This is a genomic window from Lutibacter sp. B1 (assembly GCF_012524075.1).
Lineage (GTDB): Bacteria > Bacteroidota > Bacteroidia > Flavobacteriales > Flavobacteriaceae > Lutibacter.
This window is the reverse complement of record NZ_JAAZUI010000007.1, coordinates 147517-164663: the sequence shown is the minus strand read 5'-3', so window position 1 is coordinate 164663 and position 17147 is coordinate 147517. Positions and strand designations below refer to the sequence as shown.

At 30.6% G+C, this 17147-nt stretch carries 13 protein-coding genes and 1 tRNA gene; 8 read left to right on the top strand and 6 right to left on the bottom strand.

Features of this window, described 5'->3' with window-relative positions; genetic code table 11:
• Positions 1-246: 246 nt before the first annotated feature.
• From infB to rimP, 3 genes are read right to left on the bottom strand one after another with little or no spacing between them, the layout of a single operon-like run.
• Positions 247-3069, bottom strand: coding sequence for a translation initiation factor IF-2 (infB, locus tag HGB55_RS06175; protein WP_168815694.1), 2823 nt, complete (start codon positions 3067-3069; stop codon positions 247-249).
• 41 nt (positions 3070-3110) lie between these two features.
• Positions 3111-4370 carry a transcription termination factor NusA gene (gene nusA, locus HGB55_RS06170; RefSeq protein ID WP_168815692.1) on the bottom strand — a complete coding sequence of 420 codons (1260 nt, stop codon included), beginning with the start codon at positions 4368-4370 and terminating at the stop codon, positions 3111-3113.
• A gap of 12 nt (positions 4371-4382) precedes the next feature.
• The gene (rimP, locus tag HGB55_RS06165) at positions 4383-4847 is read right to left on the bottom strand and encodes a ribosome assembly cofactor RimP (RefSeq protein ID WP_168815690.1); all 465 of its coding nucleotides are present in this window, start codon (positions 4845-4847) and stop codon (positions 4383-4385) included.
• Between the two features lie 158 nt (positions 4848-5005).
• Here rimP and HGB55_RS06160 point away from each other — a divergent pair, with 158 nt between their 5' ends.
• Entirely contained in the window at positions 5006-5836 is an 831-nt protein-coding gene (locus HGB55_RS06160; RefSeq protein WP_168815688.1) for a universal stress protein, read from the top strand.
• A gap of 55 nt (positions 5837-5891) precedes the next feature.
• Here HGB55_RS06160 and HGB55_RS06155 read toward each other — a convergent pair.
• A tRNA-Gln gene (locus HGB55_RS06155) sits at positions 5892-5962 on the bottom strand.
• Positions 5963-6133: 171 nt separating this feature from the next.
• On the opposite strand from HGB55_RS06155, the gene HGB55_RS06150 reads away from it, so the two are divergent.
• A complete protein-coding gene (locus HGB55_RS06150) occupies positions 6134-9223 on the top strand; it encodes a DUF2723 domain-containing protein (protein ID WP_168815686.1) in 3090 nt (1029 codons plus the stop codon).
• A complete protein-coding gene (locus tag HGB55_RS06145; protein WP_168815684.1) occupies positions 9223-9870 on the top strand; it encodes a polysaccharide deacetylase family protein in 648 nt (215 codons plus the stop codon). Before HGB55_RS06150 ends, HGB55_RS06145 begins: the two co-directional genes overlap by 1 nt.
• Positions 9871-9877: 7 nt before the next feature.
• On the opposite strand, the gene HGB55_RS06140 is transcribed toward HGB55_RS06145, so the two are convergent.
• The gene (locus HGB55_RS06140) at positions 9878-10174 is read right to left on the bottom strand and encodes a co-chaperone YbbN (protein WP_168815682.1); all 297 of its coding nucleotides are present in this window, start codon (positions 10172-10174) and stop codon (positions 9878-9880) included.
• 86 nt (positions 10175-10260) lie between these two features.
• Entirely contained in the window at positions 10261-11472 is a 1212-nt protein-coding gene (locus HGB55_RS06135) for a metallophosphoesterase (RefSeq protein ID WP_168815680.1), read from the bottom strand.
• A 135-nt stretch (positions 11473-11607) separates the two neighbouring features.
• On the opposite strand from HGB55_RS06135, the gene polA reads away from it, so the two are divergent.
• From polA to rpsB, 5 genes are all read left to right on the top strand, one after another.
• Positions 11608-14433 carry a DNA polymerase I gene (gene polA / locus HGB55_RS06130; RefSeq protein ID WP_168815678.1) on the top strand — a complete coding sequence of 942 codons (2826 nt, stop codon included), beginning with the start codon at positions 11608-11610 and terminating at the stop codon, positions 14431-14433.
• Between the two features lie 72 nt (positions 14434-14505).
• Positions 14506-15210: a hypothetical protein gene (locus HGB55_RS06125; protein WP_168815676.1), complete on the top strand. Its 705-nt coding sequence runs from the start codon at positions 14506-14508 to the stop codon at positions 15208-15210.
• Between the two features lie 159 nt (positions 15211-15369).
• Positions 15370-15825, top strand: coding sequence for a 50S ribosomal protein L13 (gene rplM / locus HGB55_RS06120; protein ID WP_168815674.1), 456 nt, complete (start codon positions 15370-15372; stop codon positions 15823-15825).
• Complete coding sequence (rpsI, locus tag HGB55_RS06115) at positions 15825-16211, top strand: 30S ribosomal protein S9 (RefSeq protein WP_168815672.1); 387 nt, start codon at positions 15825-15827, stop codon at positions 16209-16211. The genes rplM and rpsI overlap by 1 nt, the downstream gene beginning before the upstream one ends.
• Positions 16212-16383: 172 nt before the next feature.
• The gene (gene rpsB, locus HGB55_RS06110; RefSeq protein ID WP_168815670.1) at positions 16384-17115 is read left to right on the top strand and encodes a 30S ribosomal protein S2; all 732 of its coding nucleotides are present in this window, start codon (positions 16384-16386) and stop codon (positions 17113-17115) included.
• The last annotated feature ends 32 nt before the right edge of the window (positions 17116-17147 follow it).

Genomic DNA, 17147 nt, shown 5'->3' with positions numbered 1-17147 from the left:
CTCGCCTTCAAGCATCTTTTCAATACCACGTTTCTGAATCTGTTTTAGAAAATCATTGAGCTCTTCGCCCGATGTAAACTGCTTCAGAAAATCATTACTTAATAAATCTTCTTTCTTCATGACTGTAGAAAAGTTTAAAATTAAACAAAAAAATATCGGGGGTTGCAACCCCCGATATTTTTATTTACACAGTTTATGAGATAGTGCTGCACGCTTTTTTATTTTAACTGATGATTTTATCTCGAATTATTTCAATTTCTTTTTAACCTCAACTTCATGGTATGCTTCTATAACATCTCCAATTTGTATATCATTGTAATTTTTTATTTGTAAACCACAGTCATAACCTTTTGCTACTTCTTTCACATCATCTTTAAATCGTTTTAATGATGTAAGTTCTCCTGAATAAATAACTACACTATCTCTAATAATTCTTATTTTAGAATTTCTAAATATTTTACCACTTATAACCATACAACCGGCAATATTTCCAACTTTAGAAATTTTATAAACTTCTCGTATCTCAACATTACCCGTAATTTCTTCTTTCATTTCAGGAGATAACATTCCCTCCATCGCATCACGCAAGTCATTAATAGCATCATAAATAATTGAGTATGTTCTAATATCAATTTCTTCATTTTCAGCTAATATTCTTGCATTTCCAGACGGACGTACATTAAATCCAACAATAATCGCATCAGATGCTGAAGCTAATAACACATCAGACTCAGTAATTGCACCAACCCCTTTATGAATTATATTTACTTGAATTTCACCTGTTGAAAGTTTTTGGAATGAATCTGTTAATGCTTCAACAGAACCATCAACATCACCTTTTAGAATTATGTTTAACTCTTTAAAATCACCAAGCGCAATTCTACGACCTATTTCATCTAATGTGATATGTCGTTGAGTTCGAACAGATTGTTCACGCTGTAATTGTGAACGTTTTGCTGCTATTTGCTTAGCTTCTTTTTCATCTTCAAATACATGAAATTTATCACCTGCTTGAGGAGCTCCATCTAAACCAAGAATAGAAACCGGTGTTGAAGGACCAGCTTCTTTCATATTATTTCCTCGTTCATCAAACATAGCTTTTACTTTTCCGCTATGTTTACCTGCCAACATATAATCACCAATTCTTAATGTACCTTCTTGTACTAAAATTGTTGAAACATATCCACGACCTTTATCAAGTAATGCTTCTACAACAGTACCTATAGCATTTTTATTAGGGTTCGCTTTTAAATCTAGCATTTCAGCTTCCAATAAAACTTTCTCAAGTAATTCATCTACACCAAGACCTGTTTTAGCTGAAATATTATGAGATTGTATTTTACCACCCCAATCTTCAACTAATAAATTCATAGCTGACAATTGCTCTTTTATTTTGTCTGGATTAGCATTTGGTTTATCAATTTTATTAATTGCAAAAACAATTGGCACTCCCGCTGCTTGAGCATGACTAATTGCTTCTTTTGTTTGTGGCATAACATCATCATCAGCAGCAATAACAATTATAACCAAATCGGTTACTTGAGCTCCACGAGCACGCATTGCTGTAAATGCTTCGTGACCAGGTGTATCTAAAAAGGCTATTTTTTGACCATTTTTTAATTTTACTCCATAAGCTCCAATATGTTGTGTTATTCCTCCAGATTCACCTGCAATAACATTTTCTTCTCTAATATAATCTAATAATGAAGTTTTACCATGGTCAACATGTCCCATCACCGTAATAATTGGCGCTCTTGTTTCTAATTCTTCTGCTGTATCTACATGTTCTTCAATTGATTCTTCAACCTCAGCTCCAACAAATTCAACCGTATAATCAAATTCTTCAGCAACAATAGTTAAGGTTTCTGCATCTAAACGTTGATTCATTGTTACCATCATTCCTAATGACATACATGCAGAAATAATATTGGTTACTGGTATATCCATCATTGTAGCAATTTCACTAACAGTAACAAACTCTGTTACTTTTAATATTTTGCTTTCAGCTTCTTGTTGCTCAATGTCTTTTTGAGTTTGCTGACGGTGTAAATCTCTTTTATCTCTTCTATATTTAGCTCCTTTTCCTTTTTTAGATTTACCTTGAAGTTTTTCTAAGGTTTCCCTTACTTGTTTTTGTACTTCTGCTTCAGAAGGTTCTTCTTTAATAATAGATTTTCTAACAGGACCACGTTTTTGATTACCTCTATTTGGCCCTCTATTTTGTCCTGCTTCAGCAGGTTTTTTATTAGCAGGAAGTGGTGCTTTTTTTATTCTTCTACGCTTCTTTTTATTTGCGTCAGTTTCTTCTTTTTTAACAACTGGTTCCGGTTTTTTCTTTTTTGGTCTCTCAAATTGTTTTAAATCTATTGTTTTCCCGGTAATTCTTGGCCCTTCTAATTTTTTATATTGTGTTTCTATTGTTGTTGAAACAGGAGTGTCTACTTTTTCTTCTTCAATTGCTTTTACCTCTTCTTTAGGGCTTTCAACTTTTTCTTCTTTTTTAACAACAGGCTCTACAGTTTCTTTAACACTCTCTTTTGGTTTTTCAATTTCTGGTTTTTCAACCTTTACCTCTACCTCTTTTGGTGTTGAAGGTGTTACAACTTCGGTTTTTTCTTTAACAACCTCCTCAACTTTTTCCTCTTTAGTTTCTTCAACAGGCTTTGGTTGTTCAACTTTATCTTTTGGTTTTTCTATTACAACCTCTTCTTTAGGTTCAATATCAATTTTACCAACAGTTTTAATCTCTAATTTTTCAGCTTTGGCTTTAACAACAACTTTTTTAGCTTCTTCCTCAATACGTTGTTTTTCTAACTTTTCTTCAAGAGCTATTCGCAGTGCTTCTTTTTCTTTTCGTTTCTCTTCACTTACCTCTTTAGAAGCTGCTTTTTTACTTCTATCTGTTTGAAAACCATCCAATAATACTTCGTACTCATCTTCAGAAATTTTTGTTGTTGGTCTAGCTTCCACTTCATAACCGTGGCTTGCCAGATGTTCAACAGCTCTATCTAAAGAAATGTTCAATTCTCGTAATACCTTGTTTAGTCTCATTGTTTTGTTTTCAGCCATATATTTTATTTTTAGCCAATTATTGTTGAAATTTCAGATAATTAATCTTCAAATTCTTCTCTTAATATTTTTTGAACCTCTAAAATAGTTTCTTCTTCTAAATCAGTTCTTTTTAAAAGTTCTTTAACATCTTTTTCAAGTACACTACGTGCAGTATCTAAACCAATATTTTTAAATTCTTGAATTACCCAATCTTCAATTTCATCAGAGAATTCGGTTAATTCAACATCATCTTCAGCTTCAACTCCCTCTCGCTGAACATCTAATTCAAATCCTGTTAATTGTGATGCTAAACGAATATTTACTCCGTTTTTACCTATTGCTTTTGAAACTTCTTCCGGTTGTAAGAAAACATCTACTCTTCCTTTTTTACCATCTTCTCTACCTTCTTCTTCATGGATTACCATTGAAACTACTTTGGCAGGACTTAATGCTCTTGCAATGTATAATTGAGTGTTTTTTGTATAATTAATTACATCAATATTTTCATTTCCTAATTCACGAACAATTCCATGAATACGTGATCCTTTCATACCCACACAAGCTCCAACAGGATCAATTCTATCATCATAAGAATCTACAGCTACTTTTGCTTTTTCACCTGGAATTCTTGCAACACCTTCAATGGTAATTAAACCATCAAAAACTTCAGGAATTTCTTGCTCAAATAATTTTTCTAAAAACTCAGGTGCTGTTCTGGACATTATAATTACAGGTTTATTACCTCTTAATTCAACTGTTTTTATAATTCCTCGAACCGAATCTCCTTTTCTAAAATAGTCAGATCTTATTTGCTCACTTTTTGGTAAAACAATTTCATTTCCATCATCATCCAACAAAATTACAGCATTATGACGAATATGGTGCACTTCTGCACTATAAATATCACCTTCTAAATCTTTAAATTGTTTAAACGTATTTGTACTATCATGCTCATGAATTTTAGAGATTAGATTTTGACGTAATGCTAAAATAGCTCTTCTTCCTAAATCTACTAATTTCACTTCTTCAGAAACATCTTCACCAATTTCAAAATCCGGTTCTATTTTACGAGCTTCTGTAAGTTCAATTTCTTCATTTGGATCTTCTACTTCTCCGTCTGCTACAACAATTCTATTTCTCCAAATTTCCATATCTCCTTTATCTGGATTTATAATAATATCAAAATTATCATCAGATCCAAATTTTCTTTTCAAAGCAGCTCTAAACACTTCTTCCAGAATTGCCATTAGAGTAACTCTATCAATATTTTTATCTCCTTTAAATTCTGAAAAAGACTCTATTAATGCTATATTTTCCATGCATTCACTTAATTAAAATATTATTTTCACTTTTGCCTCTAAAACATTTACAAACGGTATTGTTTCTGTTTTAATAACAGTTATTTTTCCTTTTCCTACAGGTTTAGGTTCTCTTGTTTTCCACTCAAGTATAAAATCGTCATCAGTAACTTTTTTTAAAACACCTTCAATTGTAGTATTATCTTGCAGTATAACATTTAATATACGATTGATATTTTTTTTATACTGCCTTTTTAACCTTAAAGGGTGGGAAACATCTGGCGAAGTAACTTCTAACGAAAAATCTTCTTCCTCTCTATCTAAATTATGTTCAATCTCCCTACTAATTCTTATGCACTCTTTTAAAGGCACACCTTTATCTCCATCAACCTCAACATAAATTTTATTATCGGCCAAAAATTGTAAATCTATTAAAAACAACTCTGGGTTTTGTTCAATAGCTTCGTTTGCCAACTTTATTATTCTTTCTTTATCCATCTTGCTATAAAAAGAGGGGACTTAATGTCCCCTCCTATCCTCTAACTATACTAATTCGGTGCAAATATAGTAACATTTTTTTAAATGGTAAAAAAATGATTCTTCTTTTTAAATTTAAATTATTAACTTTACATTTGGCGTTGAAACCTAAATTAAACATGAAAAGTATTTTAGTTCCCATTGATTTTTCAATTCAAGCAGAGTATGCAGCAAAAGTTGCTGCAGATATAGCTAGACAGACCAATTCAAAAATATATCTTTTACATATGCTTGAGCTCCCTACAGGTGTTGTGGACCCTTCTAGCTATGGAGCCTCAAATAATACACCTACAGCTTTATTATTTTTAAAAAGAGCACATGAAAAGTTTGACGACTTTAAAAAGCTTCCTTTTTTAGAAGGTATTGAAGTTGAAGATTCTGTACTATTCCATAAAGCTTATGATGGAATAATTGACGAAAGCAAAAAGAAAAACGTTGATTTGATAGTAATGGGCTCGCAAGGAGCTTCAGGACTTGAAGAAATGTTAGTTGGTTCCAATACTGAAAAAGTTGTTAGAAATTCTGAGGTGCCCGTTCTTGTTATTAAGCAAGAAGTTGATGAATTTAAAGTTGAAAATATTGTTTTTGCTTCTAATTTCAAATATGACAACAGAGTAGCTTTTCAAAAAATTCTTGATTTTGCTTCTTTATTCAATGCAAAACTTCATCTACTTAAAATAAATACAATTCATAATTTTGAAACCACTAAAGAATCTAGTGATGCAATAAGAAACTTTATTAATGATTATGATTTAGGTGACTATACTTTGAATATTTATAATGATGTATCAATTGAATCAGGTATTTTAAATTTCTCAAAACTTATTGATGCTGATGTAATTGTTTTGAATACACATGGAAGACGCGGATTAGCCCACCTATTTAATGGAAGTATTGGAGAAGATTTAGCCAACCATGCAAAATTGCCGGTTGTAACATTTAAGCTTTAACTTATTGTAAATTAATACCATAAAAAAAGCTTCAACTTAAGTTGAAGCTTTTTTGTTGACCCACAAGGACTCGAACCTTGACTGACGGTACCAAAAACCGGAGTGCTACCATTACACCATGGGTCATCAAGCGGGTGCAAATTTAAAGTAAAGTTTTAATTCGGCAAATAATTTTTTAATTTTTTTATCAAATTAACCTTTAACATATCTTTAATACACTAATAATATACCATACTTTTCTTACTTTCAATATTTAAGTTTAATTTTACTAAATTCGCCACGGTTAAAATTTTTTATATGAATTCATTCAATTTTACTAAATGGAACACCCTAATTGGTTGGTTCACTTTTGTTATTGCACTTATAACATATTCACTAACCATTGAGCCTACTGTTAGTTACTGGGACTGTGGAGAATATATTTCAACAGCCGTAAAATTAGAAGTTGGTCACCCACCGGGAGCACCTTTATTTCAAATGCTTGGAGCATTTTTCGCTATGTTTACAAGTGATGTAACTGAAATAGCAAAAATGGTAAACTTTATGTCTGCCTTAGCTAGTGCTTTCACTATCCTTTTCATGTTTTGGACTATAACAGCCTTGGCAAAAAAATTAATAAAAAACTCTGAAAACCTTTCAATAAACACTTCTATTGCTATTTTAGGAAGTGGTTTAGTTGGAGCTTTAACTTATACATTTTCAGATAGTTTTTGGTTTAGCGCAGTTGAAGGAGAGGTATACGCTATGTCATCATTTCTAATGGCACTTCTATTTTGGTTAGGATTGCGTTGGGAAGAAGAAATGGATAATAAGCCTCAAGGTAACAAATGGTTACTGTTAATTAGTTTTGTTGTTGGATTATCTTTTGGAGTACATATTTTATCTCTTTTAGTAATTCCTTCAATAGTATTTTTATACATCTTCAAAAAATACAAAAAATTGAATCTTAAGCAATTCATAATTGCAAATATTGTTGCCATTTTGGTACTTGTTTTCGTGTTTAAAATGCTTTTCCCTTTTACATTAAAATACTTTAGTGCTTTAGAATTATTTTTTGTGAATTCAATAGGACTTCCTTTTAACTCCGGAAGTATAATTGCAGGAATTTTATTAATTGCTTTATTTTATTTTAGCTTAAACTATACTCATAAAAAAGGATATGTTGAAGCTAACACCTTAGTTTTATCTATTTTATTTATTATTATTGGGTTTTCATCATGGTTAATGTTGCCTATTAGAGCCAACGCTGACACTACTATAAATGAAAATAACCCTTCAAGTGCACGTGAATTATTGGCGTATTATAACCGTGAGCAATATGGTGATGCTAATGTTTTTTATGATACTTATTATTCTATAATTTACAATAGAGAAGCTGATAAAAACAATCCTACTAAAGATGACAAACCTAAGTATGAGAAAGACGAAAAATTAGGTAAGTATGTTATTGTAAATAACTATAAAGACGCTCTCCCAAATTGGAGCAGTAAACATAAAGGTATTATTCCGAGGATGGTAAGCACTGACGCTTCTGTTATTAAAAACTACAAAGCAATTGCCGGAATTCCTCAAAATAGTAAAAGAAGACCAACTTTTATTGAAAACATCAAATTTATGGTCGATTTTCAATTCGGTTATATGTATGGCAGGTATTTTATGTGGAATTTTGTTGGAAGGCAAAATGATGAACAAGGACAATTAGATTTACAAAACGGTAATTGGATTAGCGGCATTAAATTTATTGACGAATTACGTTTAGGTCCCCAATCAAATCTTCCTTCCGATGTTAAAAATAACAAAGGTAGAAATACCTATTATTTCCTTCCTTTCATTTTAGGTATAATAGGTCTTGTATTTCATTTTAAAAATGATAAAAAAGACTTTTACACGCTATTACTTTTCTTTGCTTTTACAGGTTTGGCAATTATTTTTTACACAAATCCAAAACCGTTTGAACCGCGTGAACGAGATTATGCTGTAGTTGGTTCGTTTTACATTTTTGCTATTTGGGTAGGATTTGGTGTAATTGCATTATACGAATACTTAAAAAAATATGTCGATAAAAAAATAGTTGCCATTGCAGTTACTTTAATTTCATTAGCAGTGGTTCCTACACTTATGGCTTTTGAAAATTGGGATGATCACGACCGCTCAAACAGATATACTTCCCATTTAAACGCAAAAGCTTATTTAGATTCTTGTGATGAAAATGCTATTTTATTCACCATTGGTGATAATGATACTTTCCCACTTTGGTACATGCAAGAAGTAGAAAATCATAGAACCGATATAAAACTGATAAATACCAGCCTTTTTCAAACAGATTGGTATATAGATCAAATGAAGCGTAAAACCTACAAAGCTGATCCAATACCTTCTCAATTAACTCACGATAAATATAAGTGGGGAACTTTGGATGTTGCTTATTATTTTGCTGAAATTTTTCCTCAGTTAAAAGACTCTGTTGTTGATATTGACTATTTTATGAAATGGATTGAAAGTGATAAAGAAGTTACTTTCTACGATTTAGATGATGATGGGAATCCTGAAAAAATACTTCCTACAAATAAAATTAGAATTCCTGTAGATAAAGAAGCCGTTTTAAAAAATGGAATTGTTGCCCAAAAAGATGCTGATTTAATTGTTCCTTTTATTGATATTGAAGTTGATAATGCTTTATCTAAAAATAGAATATTGATGTTAGATATTTTAGCTAACAATAACTGGGAAAAACCTATTTATTTTACAGGTGGTGCCCAAGCTGATGAAGAATATATTTGGCTAAAAGATTATTTACAACTTGACGGTATGACCTATAAATTTGTACCTATAAAAACTCCTAATGAAGGAAATTTCTTTGAAATGGGCCGAATTAATACAGATATCATGTATGAAAACATAAAGAATTGGGATTGGAGAAATATTACCGATGATAACATTTATTTGGATCCTGAAACTAGAAAAAATTCTGTTACCTACCGCAATAATATGGAACGCTTAGCCAGAACTTTAATTGAAGAAAATAAATTAGATAAAGCGGAAGAAATATTAGATATATCAATAGAAAAAATGCCTGTACATAAATTTGGACATTACAGTATGCTAATTTCTTATGTAGATTTATATTACAGTCTAAATAAAAAAGAAAAAGCTCGAAAATTAGTGTCAGAATTAAAAACCGTACTTCAAGAAAACCTTACATATTACAGTCAGTTTGATGAATCTAATATTGAAAGTGTTTTTGACGAAATAGAACGTAGCTTATTAATGTACGATCAAATAGTGAAAACTACTATTCGTTTTGATGATGAAGATTATGCTACATTAATTAAAGATGAATATGTTACTTACTTAAAGCTATTTGATTTTTTAGTTAGCGAAGAATAATGAAACCTTATTTTATAAAAACTCCAAGTCTAATTAAATTCATTTTTAAAAATTGGATTTGGAGTTTTTCCAATAAAGAAAAAGTTATTTATTTAACTTTTGATGATGGTCCAACCCCTGAAATTACAGGTTGGATATTACATCAACTTAAAAAATACAACGCAAAAGCTACCTTTTTTTGTATTGGTAAAAACATTAATAATTACCCTGATATTTTTAAAAGTATTTTAAATGAAGAACATTCTGTTGGTAACCATACTAGCAATCATTTAAACGGATTAAAAACCAAAAACGGAAAATACCTTGAAAATATTCTACTTGCGGAACAACAAATAGAAACATATTCAAAACCTAAAACTCAAAACTCAAAACTATTTAGACCTCCTTACGGAAAACTTAAACTATCACAAGCAAAAAAAATCAGAAAAAACAACTACAAAATAATTATGTGGGATATTTTAAGTGCCGATTTTGATTTGTCTATTTCAAAAGAAAAATGTTTACAAAATGTAATTGATAAAACGAAAAACGGAAGTATAATAGTTTTTCACGACAGCATAAAAGCAAGCAAAAATCTAAAGTTTGTATTACCAAAAATTTTGGAATATTTCTCTGCGAAGGGGTTTGTTTTTAAAAAAATCGAATAACGTATTTTTATACGTATTGCTGCACAAGACTAATTAATGTATTCGCATCTTGATCTCCGGACTGACGCCATTTCATTTCGCCATCTTTATAGATAATAAATGTAGGATTTCCTTTAATTCTAAGTGCATTTGCTAAAACTTCATTTTTTTCAATATCAATTTTTATCACTTTTGCTTTATCGCCAAGTGCTGCAGCTACATCACGTAAAATACTATGAAAATCATTAGAATTATCTTCCCATTCCGCATAAAAATCAATTAAAACGGGAATATCTGAGCTAATTAATTCTCCAAATTTTGCCATAATTTATATTGTTTTTTTGAACAAAACTTCAAAAAGTAACTATTATATATATACAAATGTAACATTTTTATTTAAAAAAATGGTATCTACTTCTTTTTCAAGGTAATTACAGTAATTTCAGGCCAAATCCCTACTCTTCCCGGAAAAGCTAAAAACCCAAAACCTCTGTTTACATTAATGTAACGTTCCATTGTAGAATAAATACCTGCCCATTGTTTATAAACATACTGAACCGGACTCCATTTAAATCCCGGAATCTCAATACCAAATTGCATTCCGTGAGTATGTCCGCTTAACGTTAAATGATAATTATTCTCATGATTTTTTACTTCATTATCCCAATGAGAAGGGTCGTGACTCATTAAAATTTTAAAATCACCTTTATTTATTTTTAATGATGCCAATGCTAAATCACCTGCTTTTTTGAAACGAGTTCCCCAATTTTCAACACCTACTAGTGCAATTTTATCATTCCCTTTTTCCAAATAAACACTATCATTTAGCAATAAATTGAATCCTATTTTTGGATGAATTTCTTTTATAGCTCTAAAATTTTGTTCTTTTTCTTCGGAAGAATTCCAACGCACATATTCTCCATAATCATGGTTTCCAAGTACCGAATATTTACCATAATTAGCTTTTAATTTGCTGAAATGAGAAATCCACGGATCCATTTCTTCAGCAACATTATTTACAATATCACCGGTAAATAATATAACATCCGATTGTTGTTCATTAATCAAATCAACACCGTATTCAATTTTTTCTTCATTATCAAAACTACCACTATGAATATCTGAAATATGTGTTAGTGTAAATCCGTCAAAAGATTCCGGTAAATCATCAAAAAACAAGGTATGTTTTATCACTTGATAATTGTATTTTCCTTTAACCATTCCGTAAATTATTGATGCAAAAGGTATAGCTGCCAATCCTAAAGCCACTTTACTCACAAATGCCCTTCTTTCAGGAAAAAAACCGGACGTTGTTTGTGTTGAAAAATAATTAACTCCTGTTTTAGTTACTCTAAAAATATCTTCACCAAACAATAGTACTATTGCAGTAATTTTTGGTAAAACCGATAAAAGAAGTAGCCCAAACGCAAGCATCACTGAATGTGATAACCCTTGAGAATTTCTAAAATTTGAAATTTTATAAATAAAATAAATTAAAATAGCTATAGAAAAAAACCAATAAAGTATAATTACAGCTTTATTTTTGGTGACTGTTTTTACACTTTGAAATGCATAAAAATCTATTAATATTATAATTGCACTAAAAATTATCCATCGAAACATTCTAAAAAAATAAATTTTAAAGTAAAAAAGTAAATATACATTATAAGTTATTAAATTGTTTAACAACTTAATTAATGTAATGTTAAAATTGATTTTAGTACTTTTACTCCAATTAAAATTCAACAAAAAAAATAAATGTCAACACAAAAACGCCTTTTTCTTTTAGATGCTTATGCTTTAATTTTCCGTGGCTATTATGCTTTAATAAAAAACCCGAGAATCAATTCAAAAGGAATGGATACTTCTGCAATTTTAGGTTTTACCAATTCTTTATTAGATGTTATTAAACGTGAAAATCCAGACCATTTGGCTGTTGCATTTGATAAAGGTGGTTCTCATAGCAGAAATGAAGCTTTTCCAGAGTACAAATCAAACCGACAAGAAACACCCGAAGCTATTAAAATTGCGGTTCCTTATATTCATAAAATATTAGAAGCTATGCACATTCCTATTATTGAAAAAGAAGGTTTTGAAGCTGATGATTTAATTGGAACACTTGCCAAACAAGCCGAAAAAGAAGGGTATCAAACTTTTATGGTAACGCCTGATAAGGATTTTGCTCAATTGGTTTCAGAAAATATTTTTATGTACAAACCGGCACGCATGGGAAATGGCATTGAAATTTGGGGAATTCCTGAAGTACAAGCAAAATTTGAAGTTGAAAACCCGGAACAAGTAATTGATTATTTAGGAATGATGGGAGATGCGGTTGATAATATTCCCGGCTTACCAGGAGTTGGGGATAAAACAGCCAAAAAATTTATTAAAGAATATGGAAGTATGGAAAATCTTTTAGCAAACACACATGAGCTAAAAGGCAAAATGAAAGAAAAAATTGAAGCAAATAAAGAACTTGGTTTACTTTCAAAAAAACTGGCAACTATTTTATTAGATTGCCCCGTAACTTTTGATGAAAAGGATTACGAATTAAATCATCCTGATTTTGAAAAAACCAACGAAATTTTTAAAGAGTTGGAATTTAGAAGAATTGCCGAAAGTTTAAATAAAATATTCAAACTTCCTGCAGAACCAATTCAAAATAAACAAACTGAAGAAAATACAACTATCAAACAAGCACAACCTACAACTTATCAGCAATTTGATTTATTTTCAACATCTCCAAATTTAACGGAAGAAATTTCTACTTCAGGCTATAATATAGCAGAAAATACAGATCATTTGTATCAATATGTAAATACTCCTCTTTCCAGAAAATTAGTACTCAAAAAATTGTTAGCTCAAAAATCTGTAAGTTTTCATCTTGAAACTTTAAGCACAAATCCGTTTAAAGCCGAACTTGTAGGTATTTCATTTTCATATAGCAAAGGAAAAGGGTATTTTTTAGCAATTCCGGAAAATGAAACACAAGAAATTCTAGAGGAATTTCGCCCGTTTTTTGAAAATGAAACTATTGAAAAAGTTGGATTAGATATTAAATTTTTCACTAAAGTTCTAAGTACTTTTTCTATTCATTTAAAAGGAAATCTATTTGATGTGATATTGGCTCATTATTTGTTAAATCCGGATATGCGTCACGATATGGAAGTACTTTCCGAAACCTATTTAAATTACAAACCTCAAAAATTAGAATCATTAACAGGAAAAAAAGGGAAAAATCAACTTTTATTTACAGAAATTGAACTTATTAAACAAGCTGAATATGTTACTGAAAGTGCCGATTTAATATTTCAATTAAAAGAGATTTTTGAAAATGAATTAGAAAACGCCAACCTTACAAAGCTTTTTACTGAAATTGAAATTCCACTACTTAGCGTATTGGCTTCTATGGAATTAGAAGGTATAAAAATGGATGAATCTTTTTTAAATTCATTATCAGAAAAATTAACTGAAGACATACAAAAATTAGAAGATACCATCTATAAAGAAGCTAACATCGAATTCAATTTAGCTTCACCAAAACAATTGGGAGATGTTTTGTTTGAACATTTAAAATTAGTTGACAAACCTAAAAAAACAAAAACCGGTCAATATGCCACTGGTGAAGAAATTTTATCAAAATTAGCACCTAAACATCAAATTGTGCAAGATATCTTAGAGTGGCGTGGTTTGGTAAAACTAAAAAACACTTATGTTGATGCGTTACCAAACGAAGTAAATCCTCAAACAGGAAGAATTCACACAACTTACAGTCAATCTGTTGCCGCAACAGGAAGATTGAGTTCTAACAATCCGAATTTACAAAATATACCAATTAGAACAGAAAGAGGACGACAAGTAAGAAAAGCTTTTGTACCAAGAAATGAAAATTACACGTTGGTTGCTGCCGATTATTCTCAAATTGAATTACGCATTATTGCTGCTTTAAGTGAAGATGAAAGTATGATTGAATCGTTTAAACGTGGTGAAGATATTCATGCAGCAACAGCTGCGAAAGTTTTTGGAATTCCTTTAAGTAAAGTTACAAGATCACAACGTGGAGATGCAAAAGCGGTAAATTTTGGTATTATTTACGGGCAAGGAGCTTTTACCTTAGCGCAACAACTCAATAAATCAAGAGCAGAAGCCAAAGAACTGATAGACAATTATTACAAAACTTTTCCGAAGTTAAGACAATTTATTGCAAATCAAGTCGCTTCTGCAAGAGAGCAAGGTTTTGTTGAAACTATTTTGGGAAGACGTCGATATTTAAAAAACATCAACTCACAAAATGCCATTGTACGCAGTGCCGATGAAAGAAACGCCGTAAATGCACCCATACAAGGTAGTGCAGCAGATATTATTAAAATTGCAATGATTAACATTCATAAATTATTGCAAAACGGAAATTACAAATCTAAAATGCTGTTGCAGGTTCATGATGAATTAGTGTTTGATATGTATAATGATGAATTAAACATTTTAAAACCTAAAATTAAAGAAGAAATGGAAAACGCTTTTAAACTTTCGGTTCCTTTAACGGTAGATTTAGGTGAAGGAAAAGATTGGTTAGAAGCACATTAAAGATCATTTTATAATATCTAAAAAAATAATTAACTTAGTACAAATTAATTTTAACCTATTAAAAGAAAAAAAATGTTAAAAAAAATTTCACTAACCATTCTTTGTATTTTAACACTTAATACAATACAAGCAAATAAAATTATTAAACCCAACGAAAGTGACTTTAGTGTCCTTGGAAAAAAGAAAATCGATTTTGGCTGTTCTGAATCAGATGCAAAAATTTTTATTAATGGAAAATTATTAGGTAAGGGAAACTTAGAAATTGTAGTGCCATCCAAGGGTTGCATTACAGTAGTTGTAAAAAAAGTTGGTTTTTTAACCGAAAAAATTGAATTCTGTAATAAAAAAGGTATGCCTGCCCCTCCAAAATCTTATTATATGGAATTAAAAAGAGACGATGCATATGATGCTTCTATACAAACCGACATTGCAAATGTTGATATAGAATTGAAATCTACTATCGATAAAGATAAAGCTTGGAAACTTATCAATCAAATTGTTCTTTCTAATATTGATGTAATTGAAATGACAGATAAAGAAACCGGATATTTAAGAACAGCTTGGTCCCTTAAAACTTTCAAACAAAACACAATAAGAACACGTATAATTATTAAACAAACTTCTGATAACCCGTTAATATTTAAAGTTAAATTAGTAAGTGAAGAATCCGGATTAGCCATGACAAGTGTTAAGAGCGATGAACTATATAAAGAATGGGATAGAGTTCTAAGAAGTTATTCAAATGTAATACCTGAACTTCAAGCAAGGATAAAATAAAAAATAACCATATCAAAAAAATAAAAGGGAAGATTTTAAAAATCTTCCCTTTTAAAATATACCTAACTTACTGTTTGTAATATAAATAATAGTTTGTACATTTGCACTCCCTTTTTAGGGAGATAAAATAAATGTTTAACTATAACAAAGAATTTAATTGTGAATACATTAAGTTACAAAACAGTATCAACTAATAAAGAAACCGCAACTAAAGAGTGGTTAGTAGTTGATGCAGACGGTCAAACGTTGGGTCGTCTAGCTTCTAAAATAGCAATGCTAATTAGAGGTAAATACAAACCAAACTATACTCCTCACGTAGATTGTGGAGACAACGTAGTGGTTATCAACGCAGACAAAATTAATTTAACCGGTAAAAAGTGGAATGACAAATCTTATATTCGTCACACTGGCTATCCGGGTGGACAAAGATCGTTAACTGCTTCTGAGATGTTTAAAAAAGATCCAGCTCGTTTAGTTGAAAAAGCGGTTAAAGGAATGTTACCTAAAAATAAATTAGGTAGCGCCTTATTCAGAAATTTATATGTTTATGCAGGTTCTGAGCACAATCAAGCAGCTCAAACACCAAAAGCTATTAACCTTAACGATCTTAGATAATGGATACAATACATAAAATAGGTAGAAGAAAAACAGCAGTTGCTCGTGTTTATGTTTCAGAAGGAAAAGGAAGCATTGTAGTTAATAAAAAAGATTATAAAGACTATTTTACTACTCCAACATTGCAATATAAAATTATGCAAGCATTAAATTTAACTGATAATGCAACAGCATTTGATATTAAAGTAAATGTTTTTGGCGGAGGTGTTACCGGACAAGCAGAAGCTATTCGTTTAGCTATTTCTAGAGCTTTAGTTCAATTAAATGAAGAAAATAGAGCAATACTAAAACCTGAAGGATTACTTACAAGAGATTCCAGAATGGTTGAACGTAAAAAATTCGGTCAAAAGAAAGCAAGAAAAAAATTCCAATTCTCAAAACGTTAATTGTTTTTTACAATTGGTACACCAATCTTTTTGGTGGTTCATTGAAATTAAAATTAAAACAAAGTTGTCGTTGATCAGTCAATGACTGTAAAACGTTTAGCATCCAAATAGGGAAGATCGATTTATCGCTACTTCCCTATTGCTAACTCAACGGAACGTAAACTAAATACAAATGACAAATATTGAAGTTAAAGAATTATTAGATGCAGGTGTACACTTTGGTCACCTGACTAGAAAATGGGATCCAAACATGGCTCCTTACATTTATGGTGAGCGTAATGGAGTTCACATAATTGACCTTTATAAAACTGCTGCAAAAATTGAAGAAGCTTCTGAAGCTTTAAAAAAGATAGCAGCATCTGGCAGAAAAATTCTTTTTGTTGCTACTAAAAAACAAGCTAAAGAAATTATAGCTGAAAAATCTAACAGTGTAAACATGCCTTATATTACTGAAAGATGGCCAGGCGGTATGTTAACTAATTTTGTTACTATCAGAAAAGCTGTTAAAAAAATGTCGGCTATTGACAGAATGAAACAAGATGGTTCTTTTGATGCCTTATCAAAAAGAGAAAAATTACAAATCAATCGTCAAAGAGAGAAATTAGAGAAAAACTTAGGTTCTATTACTGATATGACTCGTTTACCGGGAGCAATTTTTATTGTTGATGTTAAAAAAGAACACATTGCAATTGCTGAAGCTAAAAAATTAAACATTCCTATTTTCGCTATGGTTGACACAAATTCTGACCCAAGAGGTATCGATTATGTTATTCCATCAAATGATGATGCTTCAAAATCAATTAACAAAGTACTTACTTATGTTGTTGATTCAATGGCTGAAGGTTTAGCGGAAAGAAAAGCCAGCAAAGACAAAACTGTTGAAAAAAACGAAGAGAATAATTAATTCATGTCTAATAGTTAAACATAAATAGGTTT

Excerpts from the sequence above, each read along its gene's own strand:
- rpsB (WP_168815670.1), top strand. The coding sequence starts at position 16,384 with ATGACAAATATTGAAGTTAAAGAATTATTAGATGCAGGTGTACACTTT.
- nusA (WP_168815692.1), bottom strand. The coding sequence starts at position 4,370 with ATGGAAAATATAGCATTAATAGAGTCTTTTTCAGAATTTAAAGGAGAT.
- rpsI (WP_168815672.1), top strand. The coding sequence starts at position 15,825 with ATGGATACAATACATAAAATAGGTAGAAGAAAAACAGCAGTTGCTCGT.
- HGB55_RS06150 (WP_168815686.1), top strand. The coding sequence starts at position 6,134 with ATGAATTCATTCAATTTTACTAAATGGAACACCCTAATTGGTTGGTTC.
- HGB55_RS06140 (WP_168815682.1), bottom strand. The coding sequence starts at position 10,174 with ATGGCAAAATTTGGAGAATTAATTAGCTCAGATATTCCCGTTTTAATT.
- HGB55_RS06145 (WP_168815684.1), top strand. The coding sequence starts at position 9,223 with ATGAAACCTTATTTTATAAAAACTCCAAGTCTAATTAAATTCATTTTT.
- rimP (WP_168815690.1), bottom strand. The coding sequence starts at position 4,847 with ATGGATAAAGAAAGAATAATAAAGTTGGCAAACGAAGCTATTGAACAA.
- HGB55_RS06125 (WP_168815676.1), top strand. The coding sequence starts at position 14,506 with ATGTTAAAAAAAATTTCACTAACCATTCTTTGTATTTTAACACTTAAT.
- HGB55_RS06160 (WP_168815688.1), top strand. The coding sequence starts at position 5,006 with ATGAAAAGTATTTTAGTTCCCATTGATTTTTCAATTCAAGCAGAGTAT.
- polA (WP_168815678.1), top strand. The coding sequence starts at position 11,608 with ATGTCAACACAAAAACGCCTTTTTCTTTTAGATGCTTATGCTTTAATT.
- HGB55_RS06135 (WP_168815680.1), bottom strand. The coding sequence starts at position 11,472 with ATGTTTCGATGGATAATTTTTAGTGCAATTATAATATTAATAGATTTT.
- infB (WP_168815694.1), bottom strand. The coding sequence starts at position 3,069 with ATGGCTGAAAACAAAACAATGAGACTAAACAAGGTATTACGAGAATTG.